The sequence below is a fragment of the Microcystis sp. LE19-8.1F genome, assembly GCF_027531715.1.
Lineage (GTDB): Bacteria > Cyanobacteriota > Cyanobacteriia > Cyanobacteriales > Microcystaceae > Microcystis > Microcystis wesenbergii_A.
Genome location: NZ_JAPZSO010000090.1, coordinates 1 through 19,547 on the forward strand (window position 1 = coordinate 1; position 19,547 = coordinate 19,547).

Consider the following 19,547-nt stretch of genomic DNA (forward strand, 5'->3'; position numbering starts at 1 on the left):
GAGCCTTGACATTGAGCCTTGACATTGAGCCTTGACATTGAGCCTTGACATTGAGCCTTGACATTGAGCCTTGACATTGAGCCTTGACATTGAGCCTTGACATTGAGCCTTGACATTGAGCCTTGACATTGAGCCTGTCGAAATGTGTCGAAATGTGTCGAAATGTGTCGAAATGTGTCGAAATATGTCGAAATGTGTCGAAGTGCCGCCCCCAAACCCCGGAGCGCATTAGTTTTTCGGTGGGATGCTTACAGGCAGCTGCTGATATATCTGTAATGATTTAAGATTCACTGATAATTGCTGATTGTCGGTATTTCGGCAAATGTGAGATGCACCCGTCTCGCCATTTGTCAAGGGTTTTTAGAAAAAAATCGAGCCGATACTAAAGATATATCTTCCCAAGATCTGATCAAAGCGATCGATGACTTGGGAAAATTAGCACAATCGGACAAACCTCAATTCAGTCGAGTCGGATAGTTAACTAAGTTTTTCTTCAGGAAAAGTTGCTTGAAACTCATCGAGTAACTCATCCAACTCCTCAAGAGCTTGATTGACATCCAATCTCAAACCCCCAATGTCGGGTTGATCGCGCAATTGCAGTAAATAATCGCGTTTATTAGCCATTTGTTTCACTTTATCGATCAAGCTGGTTTTATCCATAATTCACCCTCTGGTACTGACTGCGATTATATATCAGTCAGCCCGTATCAGTAGCTTTCCCGCAAAAATCAAAAATTTTCCGTTAGGTGAAGAGACAGGAAACTACGAGACAGGAAGAGAAAAAAGACAATATACAACTATAAAATCCATAAAACCTAAAATTATGTCAAATTTATCTAATATTTTCGATATTTTAGCCAGATAGCGGCTCGATAACCTGCTTTTGCAGGGGATATACTAATAACTAATCACTGATCACTGATAACTGACTTTCCTATGTACCCTCTCAATTCTCACCGCACAGAAATAACTACCGTTGCCGATCCTATTTATCTAGAAATCTTTAAAAATCTCTATCAATTTATTGCCGAAGAAATGGGGATTACTCTGCAAAATACGGCGGCAAGTGTCAATATTAAAGAGCGCCTAGACTTCTCCTGTGCTATCTTTGATGAGATGGGAAATTTAATCGCTAATGCTCCTCATATTCCCGTCCATTTAGGCTCTATGTCCGATAGTGTCAAAAGCTTAATTCAGGATAAAGGCGAGACGATTCTTCCGGGGAACGTTTATCTAGCCAATAATCCTTATAATGGCGGTACTCACCTGCCAGATGTCACAGTAATTAGTCCTATTTTTGACCACCAAAATCAGGAAATATTATTTTATCTTGCCTCCCGGGGACATCAAGCTGATATCGGTGGAATTACCCCCGGTTCTATGCCTCCCCATTCTGTCCATATTAGCGAAGAAGGAATTTTATTCGATAACTTTTTGCTGGTAGCGGCGGGCAAGTTTCGGGAACAAGAATTAATTAATCACTTAAGTAATAGTCCTTTTCCTGCGCGCAATATCGCCCAAAATATTGCCGATTTTCAAGCACAAATAGCCGCTAATGCCAAGGGGGAAAGAGAATTACATAATATGGTTAATCGCTACGGATTAGCTATGGTTAAAGCCTATCAACAGTTCGTTCAAGATAATGCGGAATTAGCGGTTAGAAAAGCTATATCTGTCTTAAAAGATGGTGAATTTACCTATTATCTGGATAACGGTGCTGTCATCAAGGTCAGAATTAGCATAGATATTGATAATTGTCAAGCAACCATCGATTTTACTGGCACATCTGACCAGTTAAATAATAATTTTAATGCACCCCTAGCAGTGACAAGAGCGGCGGTTTTATACGTTTTTCGTACCCTTGTGGAGGAGGCAATCTCTTTAAATGCTGGCTGTTTCAAACCCCTCCATTTAATTATCCCATCTGGCTGTTTTCTTAATCCCGTTTATCCGGCGGCCGTAGTAGCAGGAAATGTAGAAACTTCCCAGGCAATAGTTAATGCTTTATACGGTGCTTTAGGCATTCAAGCAGCCAGCCAAGGGACGATGAATAATTTCACTTTTGGCAATCAAGAATATCAATATTATGAGACTATTTGTGGCGGTTCTGGTGCGGGGGCAAATTTTGCGGGAACCGCTGCCGTGCAAACCCAGATGACTAATTCCCGTCTCACCGATCCAGAAGTATTAGAAATGCGCTATCCTGTGTTAGTAGAAAGTTTTAGCATTCGCCACGATAGTGGCGGTAAGGGACAATATTCTGGAGGTGATGGTGTGATTAGAAGAATTAAATTTCAAGAGGCTATGACCGCCAATATTCTGTCGGGGAATCGCCTGATTCCCCCCTTTGGACTGGCGGGAGGAAAAGCTGGTAAAATAGGACGTAATGCCGTGGAAAGAAACGATGGAACTATCGAAGAATTGCCCGGTACTGCGACTGTAGAAATGAACCCTGGTGATATTTTTATTATTGAAACCCCCGGCGGTGGTGGCTATGGAAATTGCTGAACGATAACTTTAATTAAGTACCTAAGCAAAATTAATTACACATATCTAACTACCGATTGCCTTTTACCTATTGCCTACTGCCTATTGCCTATTGCCTATTGCCTATTGCCTATCCTAACCAAAAAGTTAATTTTGTCCTATTACTGATTAATTCATGACAATTATCTTAGCGATCGAAACCAGTTGCGATGAAACGGCTGTGGCTATTGTTAACAATAACCTGGTGTTGAGTAGTGTGGTTTCTTCTCAAATTGATCTCCATCGTCTCTATGGCGGTGTCGTGCCAGAAATAGCCTCGCGACAACACCTAGAAACCATTAATTTTTGTCTAGAAAAAGCTTGGCAAGAAACGGGGTTAAATTGGTCAGAAATTGATGGAATAGCCGCCACAGTTGCCCCCGGTTTAGTAGGTGCTTTAATGGTGGGAATGACGGCGGCCAAAACCCTGGCTATTGTCCACGATAAACCCTTTATCGGCATTCATCATCTCGAAGGTCATATCTATGCTTCCTATCTCGCTGAACCCGATCTTAAACCCCCTTTTTTATCTCTTTTAGTCTCTGGGGGTCATACCAGTTTAATCCATGTGCAGGCCTGCGGTAAATATCAACAATTAGGAACCACTAGAGATGATGCAGCCGGAGAAGCTTTTGATAAAGTGGCACGATTATTAAACTTAAGTTATCCGGGTGGTCCGATAATTGATCGCATGGCTAAAGATGGTAATCCCCAAGCTTTTCCCTTACCTGAAGGTAAAATATCTTTACCAACCGGCGGTTTTCATGCCTACGATTCCAGTTTTAGCGGTTTAAAAACTGCTGTTTTGCGCTTAGTAGAGAAATTCGAGCCAGATAATTTACCTGTAGCTGATATAGCCGCCAGTTTTCAAGATACAGTAGCCAGAAGTTTAACCCGTCGGACAATCAATTGTGCCTTAGATTATGGCTTAAACACTATTGCGATCGGGGGAGGAGTGGCGGCCAATAGTGCCTTAAGAAATCATCTGGAAACTGCCGCCAAAAATCATCATTTAACCGTCTATTTTCCGCCGCTTAAACTTTGTACCGATAACGCCGCTATGATTGCTCGCGCTGCTGTTGATCATTATGATCTTGGTCATTTTTCTGACCTTTCCCTCGGTGTTCGTTCCCGTTTACCTTTAAGCGAAGTTATGCAATTATATAATACGTCAGATTTTTAGCTATCAGCCGTCAGTATTCAGAATTGAGGAGATTGCTTTTATCTATTCTCCCCGTCTCCTGTCTCGGAGTCTCCTGACGACCGTCTCGACTAGGAAATTAATTTTGCACGACTACTTAAAATGTTTGGCTTTTTAAATCTCAATAAACCCCCCGATTGGACTTCTCACGATTGTGTGGCCAAAGTCCGAAAAATTCTTAAGACTAAACGAGTCGGTCATGGGGGAACTTTAGATCCTATGGCTACGGGAGTTTTACCGATCGCCGTCGGGTCCGCCACCCGATTACTGCCCTATTTACCCGAAAATAAGGCTTATCGGGCAAAAATCCAGTTAGGACTCAGCACCGATACCGATGATATTACGGGAAAAGCGATCGCTACTTGTCCCTGTGCCGATTTAACTTTAGAGGCAGTTAAGCCCCATTTAGCGGAATTTATTGGCAATATTGCCCAGATTCCGCCAATGTATAGTGCTATTCACCAGGATGGTCGCCGTCTCTACGAATTGGCTCGCAAAGGGGAAATAATCGCAGTGGAGCCTCGTCAGGTCAAAATTGACCAAATTACGGTTTTAGGCTGGTTAGAGGGCGAATTTCCGCAAATAGAGCTAGATATTCACTGTGGATCGGGGACTTATATTCGTTCCCTGGCCAGAGATTTGGGCAAGGTGTTAGCTGTGGGTGGCACTTTAGCCAGTTTAACTCGCACGGAAAGCTGTGGTTTTCAATTAGCTGATAGTATTAATCTGGAAGCTTTAATGGCTAATTCTGAGGGTTTAATTTCGCCTCGCATTGCCTTGGCGCATCTAGACTGGATTTCTTTGACACCAGAGAGAGTTATCGATTGGTTTCACGGCAGAAAAATTAATCTAACCGATACAAATGTTATGATCGGTTCTCTGGTTGCTGTGGAGTCTTTAGAGGCTCAATTTCTCGGCATTGGTGAGATAGTTGTCCGAGAAGATGAATACTACCTACAGCCTAAAATAGTTATTCAGCAATAGGGTTAATAATAAACACTTTTTCTATATCTTAAGTAGGGTTTGCGGCAAAAAGCTTTTCGGTGGTGGCAGGGTGTGGGGTGTGGGGTGTGGGGTGTGGGGTTTTATCGATTTTCAGGTGGTCAACTACCTAATTTTCAGGGAAAAAGTCCCGGAATTTTCCCCCCGATCCCCGCAATGGCTGGCACTTTTTGAGGGAAAAAAGTCCAAAAGTCTTATCCAACAAGGTTTTTAGATTTATTCAGCAGACCCTAAGTATGCTTATCTGGACAAACTAAGCTTTTTTATCAACAGTAGGCCTCTTGCATAATTAATTTTTCATGGTTCAAAAACGGCAAAAATAAGGATTAAATGGCATAAAATCTGTAAAGAGACCATTTAATTGATTATGATTCATTCTTAATTCTCCTGACTACTGACTACTGACTCCTGACTCCGTTCGGACTTCGGCGTGAGCTCAGTCGAACGCTGATCTCACGGCCGAAGCCTAACCCTAACAACAATTTTTGATTTTTACAAGAGGTCTAGTATAAACCCACTGATTATGATTTTTTTTGCCCACGATTTTTTTAGAAGCGACCAAAGATTTTAGACAAAGATTGAGCATAGAAACGGGACGATTTAAGCGTTGGCTCAATTCTTGAACTGTGATTCCTTGGGGATAAAATTGCATAAGTTCAAAAATTTGTGCGCTAGTATTTAATCCTTTTGTGGGACTAATAATCTTGATAGCCAAGGCTAGTAATCGGGAGAAACGACAGGCCATTAGACCCTTGTTTGTCGCTGCTTTGTTCCGATCAATCTAGCCTTTTTTTGAGAAGTTATTAGGGGTTAAAGTGTTAATAAAATCTTGACGGAAATAGAGATTAATTTGTTCCCATAATCTCTTGAATAGCAGATAAAAGGCGATCAATCTCCTCATCAGTGCCGATAGAAATCCGTACATAATTCTGAATGCGAGGATGTTTAAAATATCGCACTAATATCTGACGCTCTTTGAGTTGAGTATATAACTCACTGGCACTAATCTGGGGGGGAGAAGCGAGGATAAAATTAGCTTCCGAGTCAAAGACAATAAATCCCAACTCGCGCAAAGAAGTAATTAAACGGCTGCGGGTTTGACGGACTTTTTGCCAAACTTCCTCAAAATAATTATGGTGTTTTAAAGCTGCTGTGGCTAAAGTTTGAGCGATGCGATCTAAATTATAGGAATCACGCACCTTATCCATCTGTTCGATAATTGCCCTGGAAGCAAAACCGAAACCGACTCTTAACCCCGCTAAACTATAACTTTTCGACATGGTGCGACTAATGATGACATTATCGTAACGGGAGAGAAAATCAAGATGATTGTCATCACTAAAATCCACATAAGCTTCATCAATTAATACCACTCCCGACGCATTAGCACAGGTTGCTTCTAAATAGTCGCGATCAAGATGTTTACCGAGGGGAGGATTAGGAGAAGCGAGAAAAATTAATTTCGCTTCCGGACAAATAATCGGTCCTGCTAATTCAAATTGATCATTAGTGGGAAATTCGATAATATTTGCCCCGTGTACCCGGGCAATTGTCTCGTAAAGGGAATAGGTTAAATCCAAAAAAGCAACGCTTTCGCAGGGGTTAACAAAGGTACGCAGGGCGATATTAAGGATATCATCAGACCCATTACCCGCGATAATGCGATCGGCTGTTATGCCGTATAATTCCGCCGCCGTTTGCCGTAACTCTTTGGAGATAGGATCGGGATAGAGTCGGACTTTCTCTAATTGCTCTTGCAGGTGGGCAAAAATTTCCGCCGGTGGGGGATAGGGATTCTCATTGGTGTTAAGTTTGGTAAATCCCGCGCTTTGGGGCTGTTCTCCCGGAGTGTAAGCGGGGGTTTGACGAACACAATCGCGTGTGGGTAGCATGAACTCTCTGGAGCGGCAATTTCTAGCAAGCTTTTTATTATAGCTGATTATCAGGGGTTGAACAGATATCAACCCCTACCGGTAAAACTAATTAAGGTTCTACCCAACGGCCATCGGCTTTAATTAAATTAATCAACTCGGTGACACCTTCACTTTCGGGGACGCGTTTAATTTCCTCGCGACCGCGATAAAGGGCAATATAACCGGCCTGTTTGCCCACATAACCATAGTCTGCGTCGGCCATTTCTCCAGGTCCATTGACAATACAACCCATAACGGCGATATCGAGTCCAGTCAGGTGTTTAGTCGCTGCGCGCACTTGCTGGAGGACATCTTCTAAATTAAAAAGAGTGCGACCACAGGAAGGACAGGCAACGTATTCGACCATGGTTTTCCGCAGTCCTAGGGCCTGGAGAATACTGTAACAGACGGGAATTTCCTTTTCGGGAGCTTCCGTCAGAGAAACGCGAATTGTATCACCGATACCGTCCGCTAAGAGAGTGGCAATCCCGGCAGTGGATTTAATTCGTCCGTATTCCCCATCTCCTGCCTCAGTAACCCCCAAATGTAGGGGATAATCCATCCCTAACTCGTCCATGCGCTTAACCATGAGACGATAGGCGGCCACCATCACCGGCACGCGGGAAGCTTTCAGGGAAATGACCAGATTGCGAAAATCGAGGGATTCGCAGATGCGGATAAATTCTAAAGCCGACTGTACCATTCCTTCGGGGGTGTCGCCGTAGGTAAAGAGCATTCTTTCGGCCAGAGAACCGTGGTTAACGCCGATTCGCATCGCTTTGTCTTGATCTCGCAGGGAAATCACTAAAGGTTTCAGGGTTTCGGCTATTTTTTCGCCAATTTCATCAAATTCTGCTTGACTATACTCGCTGCGGTCGGCTTTCGGTTTCTCGAAAACGTACAAACCGGGGTTAATCCGCACTTTATCGACGTGCTTGGCCACTTCTAGGGCGATTTTCATGCCGTTGTGATGCACATCGGCTACTAAAGGCACAGGTTGATAGGTGGCGAGCAGTTTTTCCCTAATTTTAGCCAAAGCGGCCGCGTGGGCTAGACTCGGCACGGTGACGCGGACAATTTCACAACCGATTTCATGGAGGCGACGGATACCGGCCACGGAACCATCTATATCAAGGGTATCCTCGTTAATCATCGACTGCACGACCACGGGATAACCACCACCGATGGTAACGCTACCTACCTGGACGGGACGGGTTTTGCGTCGGTGAATCGTGGTGTCGAATTCGGAGGCAGTTGCGGGAGGGTTGAGCGTCGATTCCAAGGTTTGCATAGGACTATCACCAACAATCACTCTCCCTATTCTCTCAAAGAACAGGAACAGATTCTAGCCACTCTAATAAAATTGGGTTAAAACGGTCAGGACATTCATCCTGTAAACAATGACCGGCCCGTTCAAATTCTACATATTTAATCCTAGGATTAAGGGAGACAAAACCTGGAGCTAACTGGACGGGAACCATGCGATCTTGCTTGCCCCAACATAATAAAATCGGGATTTGTAAGCGTGGTAAAATTAACTTTGCTGGTGGACAATATTCGGGATGATTGACAGCTTGTGCTAGGGAAATAAAGGCCTCGGCTGCCCCCTCATCTAGGGTTGGGGCGGCGATAATTTGTACTAATTCCTCGCTGACTGCTTTCTTGTCTTCGTAGGCGATTCCTGTCCATTTTTTCAAGACTTGCGGACGACGCAGATAGTAAAAAATCGGTTTTAATAGCCAAGGAGAAGTGAAAAAGTTTTCGATGGGAGTGACGATATTTAATAACCAATCGGCGATCATTTCCCGCCGACGGCTGACATCGGGTAAACTGAGCATAACTAATCCGGCTACCATTTCTGGGTATTTACCCCCTAGGGCCATACTAACTAAAGAACCGATCGAATTTCCCACTAATACCACCGGTCTATTGATAAAAGTTTGCCAGAAATCGTGTATCTGTTCCACCCAGAGATTAACGGTATAGGGAACCTGCACTTTGCGCGAACCACCAAAACCTAATAAATCTACCGCGTAAACTCGATGATTTTGGCTGAGAATAGGAATATTATGGCGCCAATGTTCGATCGCCGCTCCAAATCCGTGCAGTAAAATTAAAGGGGGATTATCGGCATCTTGGGGGTTTTTTGCCGGCATAAAACTATAACGAATTTGCCAACCGCGCCACACCCAATCCCGTTGATAACCGATGCGTTCTGTCCAAGCTGGTGAAGTTGTCACTTAAGTCAAACAATTAAGAGGGTTTCAGGAAATATCACTCTAGTTTTATTATACTGGTTTCCCCGTCCCTAACCCGCAGCCGAATAACATCTTTGTACTACTTTTCCCACATATATTTAAATCTAGGGTTGATCTAGCCTATGCTAAAAAGAGGGGGATTAAAATCGCTCCTAAACTTTAATGGCAAATTTAGGATATTGCACAGATGGGCAATCTATTTGATGATGTCAGTCGCTTTCTTGAAACCCAACTGGAAGAATTTCTCAGAAGTCATCCCCAATTAGAATTACAGGCGCTGGTGGAACAACTGCGCGAACAGGAGCGCGATACTGCTAAACTGATTAGCGCCCTAGAAAATGAGCGTCAACGTCTCGAACAGCAAATTTTGGCCACTGCCCAAGATATCCAAACTTGGCACGCTAGAATTGATAAGGCTAAGGCCGCTGGACGGCAGGACTTGCTGAAGGCTGCTAGTGAACGCGAGGCAGCCCTCTTCCGTGAGGGTAATCAACTTTGGGGACGGATGGAAGGGGTGAAAAAACGTCTGACTCAATCCCAAGAGTTACTGCAACAGATCCAACAACGTCGTCAAGAAGTGCAAATTAAAGCCGAAAAAGCCCCTAAAAATCAGTCGCGTGACTGGGAAACCACTTTTTGGGATCAACCCCAAGAATCGGACTATCAGCGCTCGAACTACGATAATCTCGATCTAAAATTTAAAGAATGGGAAATGGAAGAAGAATTGAAAAAATTAAAGCGAGAAATGGGACGATAATTTTTCAGTGAGCAGTGAACAGTAAACAGTAAACTGATAACTCACATCTGATAACTGAAATCCCCAACAACTAAAAATTTCCCAGAATTGTTCCTCTTAGAAAACGATGGCATCTCAAGCACAAAATCCTGAAAATCACCCCTCCTCTACCCTCGAAGAAATCCGGGCCGCTCGTTTAGAAAAAGTGGCAGGATTGCAAAAAGCTGGCTTAAATCCCTACGCTTACCAGTGGAAATCTACCGCTCACGCTCAACAATTACAAGAGCAGTACGCTGACTTAGCACCGGGAGAAGAAATTAGCACAGAAGTAGCCATTGCTGGTCGGATTATTGCCCGAAGAATTATGGGTAAACTAGCCTTTTTTAACCTGCAAGATGAAACGGGAACGATTCAATTATACCTCGATAAAAAACGCATTAGTGAAACCATGGCCGCTGTGCCGAATGCCTTTAACACGGTGATTAAACTAACCGATACGGGGGATATTTTAGGAGCAAAAGGCACAATTAAACGCACAGAACGCGGGGAATTATCTATCTATGTAAACGAGTACGAAATTCTCACCAAATCCCTCTTACCTCTCCCGGATAAATGGCACGGTTTAACCGATGTAGAAAAACGTTATCGACAAAGATATGTGGATTTAATTGTTAATCCCGAAGTGCGACAAACTTTTCGCCGTCGCGCCCAAATTACCGCTGCCATTCGCAGATATTTAGACCAAGAAGGTTTTATTGAAATTGAAACTCCCGTGCTACAAAGTGAAGCGGGAGGAGCCGATGCTAGACCGTTTATCACCTATCATAATACGCTGGAGATGGAGTTATATCTCCGCATTGCCACCGAGTTACATCTAAAAAGATTAATAGTGGGTGGTTTTGAAAAAGTCTTCGAGTTAGGCAGAATTTTTCGCAATGAAGGGGTTTCTACTAAACACAACCCCGAGTTTACTTCCATCGAAATCTATCAGGCCTATGCCGATTATTATGACATGATGGAGTTAACCGAAAACATTATTGTTAATGCCGCACAAGATGTTTTAGGTACGCTGAAAATCACCTATCAAGACAGGGAAATTGACCTAACTCCTCCTTGGCGACGAGTGACCATGCACGAATTAGTCCAAGAAATAACCGGGGTTGACTTGAATAGTTTTGAGGATTTCGAGTCGGCTCGTATTGCCGCAGAAAATGCCGGCATTGGCGTTCCAGAGGACTGTAAAACCATCGGTAAGCTCCTAAATGAAGCTTTTGAACAAAAAGTCGAAGAAACCCTAATACAGCCCACTTTTGTGCTAGATTTTCCCGTGGAAATTTCGCCTTTAGCTAAACCTCATCGCTCAAAAACTGACCTCGTAGAAAGATTTGAATTATATGTGGTTGGACGGGAATTAGCTAATAGTTTTTCTGAGTTAACCGATCCCATCGATCAACGGCAAAGATTAGAAGCACAGGCACTCAAAAAAGCGGCTGGAGATTTGGAAGCGCAGGGAGTTGATGAGGACTTTTTAACCGCTTTAGAATACGGAATGCCCCCCACGGGAGGCTTAGGAATTGGCATCGATCGCCTGATCATGTTATTAACTGATTCTGCCAGTATTCGCGATGTGATTGCTTTCCCCTTATTAAAAAGTCAAAGTACAGCGATTAAATCTTTTGACTACGATGAGGAAAAAAAAATTCTGAAAGTGGAATTTAATCACGGTGGTATCTATCTTTATCATGATCTACCTTTGGCAGTATATAAAGATTTTCAGTCTGCACCATCGAAAGGACAGTTTTTTGTCGGACAAATTCGCGATAAATACAGTTTTGACAAGGAATTGTAAAAGTTAGGGTCACTTCAGTTAAGTAGATAGGTGTTAAAAGTTGTCAGACACCCCCCTTATCAAGGGGCAGGGTAGGGTTGATTCATGAATCAACCCTACTATGAATCAACCCTAGGGGCAGTGGGGATCAGAGGCAAAATCCATCTTCAATTTAATTATAACTACTTACTTATCAGTTATCAGTTATAATTCATGATCCCTTTTTACCTTTGACTTCCTGCCAAGTGTTACCGACTCCCTGTAAAACCCCGCGAATTACTAACCCAATACCCCTACCGATAACTTGGATAAGGATATAGACTACTCCCTTACCCACCACCCGAAAAAAAGCGCGCAAACGAGGGGATAAAGAGTCTCTTAATTCTAAGGCGATCGAAACTAACCAGGGTATGCCTGTTAAACTGTTTAATTCTTCCTGTCGGGGGGAATAAATGGCCAGAGATTTGATTTGTCCCTCGCTATAGTGAAATAATTGATATTGACTTTCAAAGATATCTTTGGGTTCTTGCCAGTATTGTTGCCGTCGGTATTTCCAAGATAATTCATTGCGGATTTTAGCTAATTTTCTGGCGATGAGAAATTCTGAACGGTAAAGTTTTTGTTTGACTCTTTCGGCTTCCGAGAAGTTATTGAGAATAATTACTGTCACTGCATTGGCAAGATTATGAATGAGATTTTGCAGGAGAATTTCGGCTCTGGCGATGGTTTCAGGAGCATTAGCCCGGTATCCTACTCCGTCAATAGTTAGACTATTTTCGTACACTAAATAGGAAAATAAGTCAAGAGCAAAAGGAATTTTATTGAGGATTTCTGTTTGAATTGCCTCTCTTTCTTCCAGAATAATTTCGTTAAGTCTGCCTTTACTAATTTCCTCATAAACCGAGGCATTAATTTCTAAAAATTTACGGGTCACTTTCTCCCAGATATCGTAAATAATCAGATTTAAGCGACTGGTTAATTCGCCGCTAGTAACCTGTAAATATCTCATTTCATCGACATTTTTACGAATTTCATCGAGAACTAAATACAATAATTCCCGTTGCCGATTATCCTGTAAAACATCAATTTCAAAACTGATCTTGGTTCTATTAATTAAAGGCGATCGAATGACTGCTAAAGTGGACTCAAAAACCGCCGAAACACAGAGGGGACGCTCGCGGCTTAAAATTGGTAATTCTCGATCGATATTGTTAATTATTACCGGGGGTGTGACTGAAGCTGAATTGTAAGAGCTACCTTCCAGGGGAATTAGTTTTCTCACTAGCCATAGGGCTGCTAAAAGTTCTCGTTTTCTCCCCTGCCAATAAAAGCGATCAAAGCCAGATAAAGACTGTTGATTGAGATGGAGATCAATTAAATGTAATTCACTTTCGATGCGATTTAATCCCGTTCTTCCGGCAGTGATTAACCAATGACTAGGGGCTAAACTTGCACGGGTAGCAATGGTGAGAGGAGAAGGGGCAACATCGTGGGATTCATCCCGGGAAATTTGCCCTAAAATAGTGATAAATTGTTCTAGGTTTGTGCCTTTGGGAATATAACCAGCGATGCCTAATTCTCTGGCGATTAGTTGCTGTCGGGAATCGAGAGGAAAGGTTAATAAAACAATTTTACTTTCGGGATAGCGAGAGTGGAGAATTTCACAGTAGGACCAATCAAAGAGAGGATCGATAATAATAATTTCGGGGGAGGGATTCAGAGTCAAAGCGAAAATTGTTTCTAAATACCCTTCGGTGACGATACTAATATTTTCTATCTGCGACAGGGCCTGCACCAGACCCAAGCGAAAAATCGGGTCATTATCGATGATAATTAAGGTGAGAGGGCGATCGATCACAAGAGTTGCAGCCTGTCAACGGATACTATTCACAGGGTCAATTATACAGTTATCTGGCTCATTTGTTTTGTTTATAGCCATAGAAATCGATGCGATAATCGGTAATTTTTACCCCCGTCGATGCCTCGATCTGTTTAATTAATTCCGGGGGAAGTTCGATATGCACATCGATGATTTGTTGACTGTCCAGACAATTGACGTGACTGTGGGAATCGCTGATGTTGCCGTAGAGTCTGCCGTCCCAGCGTTCCACAGATTCGATAATGCCTTGACCGGATAGAGCCTCTAGGTTTTGGTACACTGAAGTATGACCGATGTTCTTTCCTTGCAGATTGAGACGATCATAAATTTCTCGCGCTGATAGGTGTTCCTGCGCTTGCCACAGCAATTCTAAAATATAGCGACGCTGACGACTAACCCGCATTCCTAAAGTTTGACACCTTTCGATCGCATCTTCTAAACACCGGATCGGTTTTTGTTTTACCTCCAAATTGTCCATAGTTGCGTCCGTTGACCTCCGCCCTAATACATAGTCATTACCAGTTTAGCTTAGTCTTTCGATCGATGTCCACATTGCTCCAGTTTTCAGCCCATCTTCAAACTGAGATAAAAAATCAGCAGCGCCAGATTCGAGTAGATTTGCGGGCGAATGAGTGGAAAGAACCACTCCAGACACAAAGGACACAAAGATCGATCGCTAAGCTGTTAAGCATTTAAATTGCTTGTTGAGACGAGGCAAGAGGCAAGAGGCAAGAGGCAACAGTAAAGGGATTGGGGGAGATTCGGCTAATCTTAAGAATAAGTGCTTTAAATGCGTCTTAGCTTACTATATAAGTTACACTGATCACACAAAGAATAAGAGAACCAACCATTTACTTATTTCTATAGATAGGATTGGATATTTTTATACAAATTCTCTTGAAAAATATTTTGACCGATTGTAGAGTTGGTCCGTAACTTAATTTATTTTTAGGGCCATGGCCACCAAATCGCCAAAATTATTCGAGTCATTGCGGTCATAGACCGCAATGACTGTCACTACTGTTGGCCTCACCCTAGCCGCTGCTTCTAGCTCTAGTGCCGCAACAGCGTTCGGTTTCCAAGACGCTTACGATCCCATTAACTGGACATTTGCCAATAATAATGCCGACGGGTTCGTCGATACCAGCGGCGCTCCTGCTTCCATTAGCCTGACTGGGGGGGACAATGGTTCTAACAGTTCTGGAACCACAAACTACACCACCACTGCGGCTGCGGCTGGGACGGTGACGTTTAATTGGAACTATTCGACTGCGGATGTTTTGGTGGATTTTACCTGTAGCAATCTTCCTAATAGTTTCTGTGACCCTTTCGTTGTCCTCGTCAACGGGGTAGGGACTATCCCACTCAATCCTTCTGGAGGTAGCCCTCAGAGCGGGACATCGACGTTTAACGTCCTAGCTGGCGACAGTTTCGGTTTCCGTATTGCCACTGCGGATAACTTCTTCGGACGGGGTAGTGTGACGATTTCTAACTTTTCTGCCCCTGCCCCTGCCCCTGCCCCTGTTCCCGAACCCTCAACTGTGCTGAGTTTGCTGGTACTAGGAGGCTTAGGCGCTGGACTGAAGTACCTTAAGCGGAATTGATATTCCAAAAAACAGGGGACTAGGAGTTGACCTCTCCTCCTAGTTCCCAACTTGATTAGCTGTTGACTGTCTGCGAGTGCCGGAGTTTGGAGCGGGGAGAGTTGCACAATTCTGGCTTTAAGTCAATAGCCTTTACAAAACTTCAAAAATTGCAACATAAAAAAATTTCATCACTGGCGGCTTTTTTTGGGCAAGAGAATCGATATAGTCCCCTGATTGTCTTGGTTTTCCGTTGATTTAAAGCTTAAAGGTTAAACTAATCCCACAGCATACCACGATCATACCATATTATTAAATGTAGGCAACCCCGATTTACAGCCAAATTTTGGCAAATTCTGGGAAAATCAAAATCTTGTAACTTCCTTGTTACATTTAACTAATCGCCCAAATTATTTAAATATTTTAATTGATTATCTTAAGTTTATAATTTTTACTTATTTTTGAAGGCTGATTAACTAGGGTTGGGCAAAAAAGCTTGTAAGCTCTATTTAAAGTCAGTCGAATCGCTTAGTATCGGGAGACAGATGTGACTTGTATAGCTTCCCAGTTTTTGAGATTTGAAGACTTTTTAGAAGCATTTTGAAAGCGTCTTAGCCGATGGATTAAATATGAATTATCAGCCATAGAAATCTTCGTCAAGAATCTGTTCTAAGGAAAAAGGGCAGTCTAAGGGATAGGTTTCCTCTGGAGGAATCGCAATTCCAAAGTCAGCCAATTTACTTTCCTTGATGGCAATTTTGCGACCTTTAGGATAGGTTTTATCGATGGCGATTGCTACATGAGATTTCAAAGAAGGGGTGTTTTCTAGTAAGGCGATAACTCGTTCCCTGTGTTCGACAATGGAGCTATACCAGCTAGATTTCATGCTTTCAGGGACAGATGATTGTACTTTTAATTTCAGTAAATGAGCCAGCAAAATCATTAAATTTTCTTCCAAGGCATTTTTATCTGATTTACCCAATTCTTTTAACTCCTCAACCAAATGAGATACATCTAATGCCTGAAAATCTCCTTGTTCTAACTGACCTATTGTTGTTATCAGCCATAATTGAAAATCTTGTTCATAGAGTTCTGATTTAGTTATCATGATGTCTTCGATAATAGTTAATATAGATTTAATTATACTCTATTTTGCCGATTTAGGTAAAATCCCCAAGTAAAAGAAAAAGGCAGCTCAAAAGAGGATAATTTCTGTGGAGTTTTAAGGTAAATTCATTCTCAAAAGTCTCTTTTATTGTTACTTCCTATATATTATTTCCCCATTCTTTGGGAATTTGAGCAACTTTCTCTTAACCAGTCCAGAAAACGGGTTTCTTGAAGAAACCCGTTTTCTATTAAGTAGCCCAAGATTTTGCCCAGGCGAGAATTTCCTGAACTCGATCGAGGGTTGAAGATTCACAGTAGAGACGCAAAACCGGTTCTGTGCCACTAAAGCGAATTAACAACCAACTGCCATCTTCTAAACGGAACTTATAACCGTCCATAGGATTACAATCAGTCACTTGTTTACCGGCAATTTCCCTTAAGGGTTCCTTATCCAAAGCAGTAATTAACTGAGTGCGAGCTTCCATATTAGCTAGGGGTAAATCAATACGATCATACTGAGAATGAAACCCAGTTTTATCCTGTAATTGCGCGTAAAGATCGCTTAAATCTTGGCCCGATTCCACCACCGCTTCCAAAACGTATAAAGCTGATAATAAAGCATCCCGTTCGGGAATGTGAGTACCATAACCGACACCTCCCGATTCTTCCCCACCAATTAACACAGGAGTGGTCAACATTCGATCGGCGATATACTTATAACCGATCGGAGTTTCAAAGACCGATAAACCGTATAAACTGGCTAATTTGGGGATTAAATCGGAACCGCTCACCGTTTTCACAATTTCCCCTCTCATTCCCTTTTTGCCGGCTAAATGCTCGATTAAAATCGGGATGAGATTTTGGGTGCTTAAAAAATTCCCCCGACCATCGATCGCCGCCACTCGATCGCTATCGCCATCGAAGACCAAACCTACTCGCAAAGGAGCTAAATTTGCGCTCTGAGCCAGTTTATCGATGATTTCCCTCAAATTTCTCGGTAAAGGTTCCGGAGAGCCGCCACCGAACAAAGGATCGCGATTGCCGCGTAATTCCGTGATCCCCACCCCCAAAAGACGCTCTAAACCGGTAGCCGCCGCACCGTGCATGACATCGGAATAAACTTTTAGTTGTCCCGATTTGATCGCCTCGGCAATAGCGGCAATATTAACTTTTTGGCGTAAACCCTGACAATAACCTGACCACGGTTCAAAAGTGCTTAATTTACCCGCCTTGGCGTTAAATTGCGGCGGATTAGACAATAAAGCTTCAATTTGTTGGGTAATTTCTGGCGAGACAGAACCACCAAAATAACCTTTAACCTTCAAACCGAGATATTTAGCCGGGTTATGACTGGCGGTTAACACGATCGCACCGAGAGCATTTTCTGAGCGAGCTGCCCAACTAAAAGCGGGAGTGGGAGCGTAGGATTGGGAGAGAAGCACATCAAAACCTGCTTTTTGCAGCGATTCCGCCGCAGTTTGAGCAAAATCCTCCGCCATAAACCGCCGATCATAGCCGACGATAATCGTCCGCGAACCCGTGATCTGACCATAATTATCCGCTAAAACCTGAGCCGCCAAGGGAGCGAGCAGAGCGACTCGCTCGAAAGTAAAATCGGCGGCGATAATCCCGCGCCAGCCATCGGTTCCAAATTTAATCGGGTTCACGGTGGTCATGATTTACGAACTACCCCTAAAATATCCATTTTCCCAATACTGTAACCCGCTCCGTAACCTCTGGAAACTCATTTTTCCCGATCATCGGTTTTTGCCGCCGAATCGAGCGCGCCGACTTCACTGGCTAATAATTTTTCCATTAACATTTGTAACTTCATCCGTTCTATATAGGGCCATCCCCCAGTTTCCTCGATATCCCGGAGTAATCCGTATAAGTCCTGACGGGTATTGGGTAAAGATGGCTCGAACATCTGCTCGCGAATCTGCCGATGTAAATTTTCTAAAGTTCGCAGCAACATTAACAAACCGTTACAATCTCCCTGCTGTTCTTGGGCGATCGCTGTCACCGTCGTTACAAGGGAATCTAGTTGGCTATCTAATTGGCTATTATCTCCCGGCAATGGGCTATTCATCGAAATTTCTGCACCTGAAAACAGTCACACCGATCATATCAGTCATCAGCTATGAGTTTCTTAGAGCCTTCTGACTTGAAAGAGGGTGTGGGGTGTAGGGTGTAGGGTGTGGGGTGTAGGGTGTAGGGTGTAGGGTGTGGGGAAGTGGGGAGTGGGGAGAACAAAGCTGCCTATTGCCTATTGCCTATTGCCTATTGCCTATTGCCTATTGCCTTCTGTCTCTCCTCTCCCTGTCCCCCATCTTCTCAATGGTCACTGATCTTTGATAAACTGAGTTTCGATGAATTGGCCCGACCGATTCGATAATTCATCAGGCTATGGATCAAGGGTAGTAATTGTAAAGATTGACAAAGAGAGGTTGACATAGATGAGATTTCGTGCATTGTTAGTTGCCTTTTTAGCCTTGTGCTTAGGGGTGTTGACAGCTTGTAGCGACGCGCCTAGTGCCGTCCTGAATAGAAACGAGCTAACCTATGATGAAATTTTAAACACGGGATTAGCTAACAAATGTCCCCAGATTTCCGAGTTTACCCGGGGTACTCTCCCCTTAGAAAGCGGCGAAAGTTATGTGGTGACAGATTTATGCTTGGAACCCCAAGAATATTTTGTCAAGGGTGAACCCATTAATAAGCGGGAAGCAGCCACCTTTATCCCAGGTAAACTCTTAACCAGAGATACCACCAGTTTAGAACAGATGACAGCGACCTTAACCGTAGGCGAAGACGGTGTTTTAACCCTCAAGGAAGAAGACGGTATCGATTTCCAACCCATTACCGTACAATTACCCGGAGGTGAAAGAGTTCCCCTCTTCTTTACCATTAAAGGTTTCACTGGCAAAACCGAAGCTGGATTTAGCTCTATCAACAGTTCCACCGATTTTGTAGGCGACTTTAAAGTTCCCTCCTATCGTGGCGCTGGTTTCTTAGATCCCAAAGGTCGGGGTGTGGTGACGGGTTATGATAACGCTGTCGCTTTACCCGCTAGTGCTGATAGTCAAGATTTCCAGCGTGCTAACGTCAAAGCGACGGAACTGGGTAAAGGTACTATGTCTTTACAGGTAACTAAAGTTGACGCTTCTACTGGCGAGTTTGCTGGTGTTTTTGAAAGTGAGCAGCCTTCTGATACAGATTTAGGGGCAAAAGATGCTGAAGAAGTGAAAATTCGCGGCATTTTCTACGGTCGTCTCGAAGCTCGTGCCTAATTAATAAATTCAGAATTTCTGGAAATTAAGGCGAATTTCTCCCCAGAGAAGTTCGCTTTTTTTTGGCTCTCTTGGGGTTATTCAAGGGTTACAATAAAGATTGACCTCGCCCTGGAGGAAGAGTTGCTAATGCCCAAGAAAACGAACAAGAAAACGGAAGCCAAAAGTTACAACCATGGCGAGGAACATCCCCAGCGTCCCGATATTGGCACGGAACCCCACTT

18 protein-coding genes and 1 pseudogene are annotated in these 19,547 nt (G+C 43.3%); 9 read left to right on the forward strand and 10 right to left on the reverse strand.

Annotated elements, in window-relative coordinates; translation table 11 throughout:
- Nucleotides 1–384: 384 nt before the first annotated feature.
- A pseudogene (locus O9334_RS22870) lies at nt 385–477 on the forward strand (response regulator); the annotation flags it as partial.
- Here the strand turns inward: O9334_RS22870 and O9334_RS09590 are convergent.
- Nucleotides 478–660 (reverse strand): hypothetical protein, encoded by a 183-nt coding sequence (locus tag O9334_RS09590; RefSeq protein ID WP_190381875.1) that lies wholly within the window; start codon nt 658–660, stop codon nt 478–480.
- 276 nt (nt 661–936) lie between these two features.
- On the opposite strand from O9334_RS09590, the gene O9334_RS09595 reads away from it, so the two are divergent.
- The 4 genes from O9334_RS09595 (at nt 937) to O9334_RS23145 (ending at nt 4,943) form a co-directional block, all read left to right on the forward strand.
- The gene (locus O9334_RS09595) at nt 937–2,508 is read left to right on the forward strand and encodes a hydantoinase B/oxoprolinase family protein (RefSeq protein ID WP_288000025.1); all 1,572 of its coding nucleotides are present in this window, start codon (nt 937–939) and stop codon (nt 2,506–2,508) included.
- Between the two features lie 154 nt (nt 2,509–2,662).
- The gene (tsaD, locus tag O9334_RS09600) at nt 2,663–3,709 is read left to right on the forward strand and encodes a tRNA (adenosine(37)-N6)-threonylcarbamoyltransferase complex transferase subunit TsaD (RefSeq protein WP_045359418.1); all 1,047 of its coding nucleotides are present in this window, start codon (nt 2,663–2,665) and stop codon (nt 3,707–3,709) included.
- Nucleotides 3,710–3,829: 120 nt separating this feature from the next.
- Nucleotides 3,830–4,711, forward strand: a complete 882-nt coding sequence (truB, locus tag O9334_RS09605; protein WP_045359415.1) for a tRNA pseudouridine(55) synthase TruB — start codon at nt 3,830–3,832, stop codon at nt 4,709–4,711.
- A gap of 25 nt (nt 4,712–4,736) precedes the next feature.
- On the forward strand, nt 4,737–4,943 hold the full coding sequence (locus tag O9334_RS23145; protein ID WP_376750907.1) for a hypothetical protein: 207 nt from the start codon (nt 4,737–4,739) through the stop codon (nt 4,941–4,943).
- Nucleotides 4,944–5,201: 258 nt separating this feature from the next.
- Here O9334_RS23145 and O9334_RS09610 read toward each other — a convergent pair whose 3' ends face one another.
- The 4 genes from O9334_RS09610 to O9334_RS09625 form a co-directional block, all read right to left on the reverse strand.
- The gene (locus O9334_RS09610) at nt 5,202–5,474 is read right to left on the reverse strand and encodes a hypothetical protein (RefSeq protein WP_045362989.1); all 273 of its coding nucleotides are present in this window, start codon (nt 5,472–5,474) and stop codon (nt 5,202–5,204) included.
- A 100-nt stretch (nt 5,475–5,574) separates the two neighbouring features.
- Nucleotides 5,575–6,621 carry a histidinol-phosphate transaminase gene (gene hisC / locus O9334_RS09615; protein ID WP_045362987.1) on the reverse strand — a complete coding sequence of 349 codons (1,047 nt, stop codon included), beginning with the start codon at nt 6,619–6,621 and terminating at the stop codon, nt 5,575–5,577.
- Nucleotides 6,622–6,712: 91 nt separating this feature from the next.
- A complete protein-coding gene (gene ispG / locus O9334_RS09620; RefSeq protein ID WP_045362985.1) occupies nt 6,713–7,933 on the reverse strand; it encodes a (E)-4-hydroxy-3-methylbut-2-enyl-diphosphate synthase in 1,221 nt (406 codons plus the stop codon).
- Between the two features lie 34 nt (nt 7,934–7,967).
- Entirely contained in the window at nt 7,968–8,882 is a 915-nt protein-coding gene (locus O9334_RS09625) for an alpha/beta fold hydrolase (protein WP_045362981.1), read from the reverse strand.
- Nucleotides 8,883–9,087: 205 nt separating this feature from the next.
- Between O9334_RS09625 and O9334_RS09630 the strand changes: the two genes are divergently transcribed.
- Both O9334_RS09630 and lysS read left to right on the forward strand, forming a co-directional pair.
- On the forward strand, nt 9,088–9,657 hold the full coding sequence (locus O9334_RS09630; RefSeq protein WP_045362977.1) for a TIGR04376 family protein: 570 nt from the start codon (nt 9,088–9,090) through the stop codon (nt 9,655–9,657).
- A 106-nt stretch (nt 9,658–9,763) separates the two neighbouring features.
- Nucleotides 9,764–11,485 (forward strand): lysine--tRNA ligase, encoded by a 1,722-nt coding sequence (gene lysS, locus O9334_RS09635; protein ID WP_288000029.1) that lies wholly within the window; start codon nt 9,764–9,766, stop codon nt 11,483–11,485.
- Between the two features lie 190 nt (nt 11,486–11,675).
- Here the strand turns inward: lysS and O9334_RS09640 are convergent, their stop codons facing one another.
- Together O9334_RS09640 and O9334_RS09645 are read right to left on the reverse strand one after the other, a co-directional pair.
- The gene (locus tag O9334_RS09640) at nt 11,676–13,322 is read right to left on the reverse strand and encodes a DUF3685 domain-containing protein (RefSeq protein ID WP_288000031.1); all 1,647 of its coding nucleotides are present in this window, start codon (nt 13,320–13,322) and stop codon (nt 11,676–11,678) included.
- Between the two features lie 58 nt (nt 13,323–13,380).
- Nucleotides 13,381–13,821: a Fur family transcriptional regulator gene (locus O9334_RS09645; protein ID WP_079208604.1), complete on the reverse strand. Its 441-nt coding sequence runs from the start codon at nt 13,819–13,821 to the stop codon at nt 13,381–13,383.
- 529 nt (nt 13,822–14,350) lie between these two features.
- Here O9334_RS09645 and O9334_RS09650 point away from each other — a divergent pair.
- Nucleotides 14,351–14,947, forward strand: coding sequence for a PEP-CTERM sorting domain-containing protein (locus O9334_RS09650; RefSeq protein ID WP_288000032.1), 597 nt, complete (start codon nt 14,351–14,353; stop codon nt 14,945–14,947).
- Nucleotides 14,948–15,563: 616 nt separating this feature from the next.
- Here the strand turns inward: O9334_RS09650 and O9334_RS09655 are convergent.
- The 3 genes from O9334_RS09655 to O9334_RS09665 form a co-directional block, all read right to left on the reverse strand.
- Nucleotides 15,564–16,034 (reverse strand): DUF29 domain-containing protein, encoded by a 471-nt coding sequence (locus O9334_RS09655; protein WP_288000033.1) that lies wholly within the window; start codon nt 16,032–16,034, stop codon nt 15,564–15,566.
- A 247-nt stretch (nt 16,035–16,281) separates the two neighbouring features.
- Nucleotides 16,282–17,709 (reverse strand): phosphoglucomutase/phosphomannomutase family protein, encoded by a 1,428-nt coding sequence (locus tag O9334_RS09660; protein ID WP_288000035.1) that lies wholly within the window; start codon nt 17,707–17,709, stop codon nt 16,282–16,284.
- A 68-nt stretch (nt 17,710–17,777) separates the two neighbouring features.
- On the reverse strand, nt 17,778–18,122 hold the full coding sequence (locus tag O9334_RS09665) for a hypothetical protein (protein ID WP_045362959.1): 345 nt from the start codon (nt 18,120–18,122) through the stop codon (nt 17,778–17,780).
- A gap of 367 nt (nt 18,123–18,489) precedes the next feature.
- Here O9334_RS09665 and O9334_RS09670 point away from each other — a divergent pair, with 367 nt between their 5' ends.
- Nucleotides 18,490–19,323: a photosystem II manganese-stabilizing polypeptide gene (locus O9334_RS09670; RefSeq protein WP_288000037.1), complete on the forward strand. Its 834-nt coding sequence runs from the start codon at nt 18,490–18,492 to the stop codon at nt 19,321–19,323.
- Nucleotides 19,324–19,547 lie beyond the last annotated feature (224 nt).

What these genes read in the sequence shown, in the direction of transcription:
- O9334_RS09590 (WP_190381875.1), bottom strand. Translation starts at nt 660, where the DNA reads ATGGATAAAACCAGCTTGATCGATAAAGTGAAACAAATGGCTAATAAA.
- O9334_RS09595 (WP_288000025.1), top strand. Translation starts at nt 937, where the DNA reads ATGTACCCTCTCAATTCTCACCGCACAGAAATAACTACCGTTGCCGAT.
- tsaD (WP_045359418.1), top strand. Translation starts at nt 2,663, where the DNA reads ATGACAATTATCTTAGCGATCGAAACCAGTTGCGATGAAACGGCTGTG.
- truB (WP_045359415.1), top strand. Translation starts at nt 3,830, where the DNA reads ATGTTTGGCTTTTTAAATCTCAATAAACCCCCCGATTGGACTTCTCAC.
- O9334_RS09610 (WP_045362989.1), bottom strand. Translation starts at nt 5,474, where the DNA reads ATGGCCTGTCGTTTCTCCCGATTACTAGCCTTGGCTATCAAGATTATT.
- hisC (WP_045362987.1), bottom strand. Translation starts at nt 6,621, where the DNA reads ATGCTACCCACACGCGATTGTGTTCGTCAAACCCCCGCTTACACTCCG.
- ispG (WP_045362985.1), bottom strand. Translation starts at nt 7,933, where the DNA reads ATGCAAACCTTGGAATCGACGCTCAACCCTCCCGCAACTGCCTCCGAA.
- O9334_RS09630 (WP_045362977.1), top strand. Translation starts at nt 9,088, where the DNA reads ATGGGCAATCTATTTGATGATGTCAGTCGCTTTCTTGAAACCCAACTG.
- lysS (WP_288000029.1), top strand. Translation starts at nt 9,764, where the DNA reads ATGGCATCTCAAGCACAAAATCCTGAAAATCACCCCTCCTCTACCCTC.
- O9334_RS09645 (WP_079208604.1), bottom strand. Translation starts at nt 13,821, where the DNA reads ATGGACAATTTGGAGGTAAAACAAAAACCGATCCGGTGTTTAGAAGAT.
- O9334_RS09650 (WP_288000032.1), top strand. Translation starts at nt 14,351, where the DNA reads ATGACTGTCACTACTGTTGGCCTCACCCTAGCCGCTGCTTCTAGCTCT.
- O9334_RS09655 (WP_288000033.1), bottom strand. Translation starts at nt 16,034, where the DNA reads ATGATAACTAAATCAGAACTCTATGAACAAGATTTTCAATTATGGCTG.
- O9334_RS09660 (WP_288000035.1), bottom strand. Translation starts at nt 17,709, where the DNA reads ATGACCACCGTGAACCCGATTAAATTTGGAACCGATGGCTGGCGCGGG.
- O9334_RS09665 (WP_045362959.1), bottom strand. Translation starts at nt 18,122, where the DNA reads ATGAATAGCCCATTGCCGGGAGATAATAGCCAATTAGATAGCCAACTA.
- O9334_RS09670 (WP_288000037.1), top strand. Translation starts at nt 18,490, where the DNA reads ATGAGATTTCGTGCATTGTTAGTTGCCTTTTTAGCCTTGTGCTTAGGG.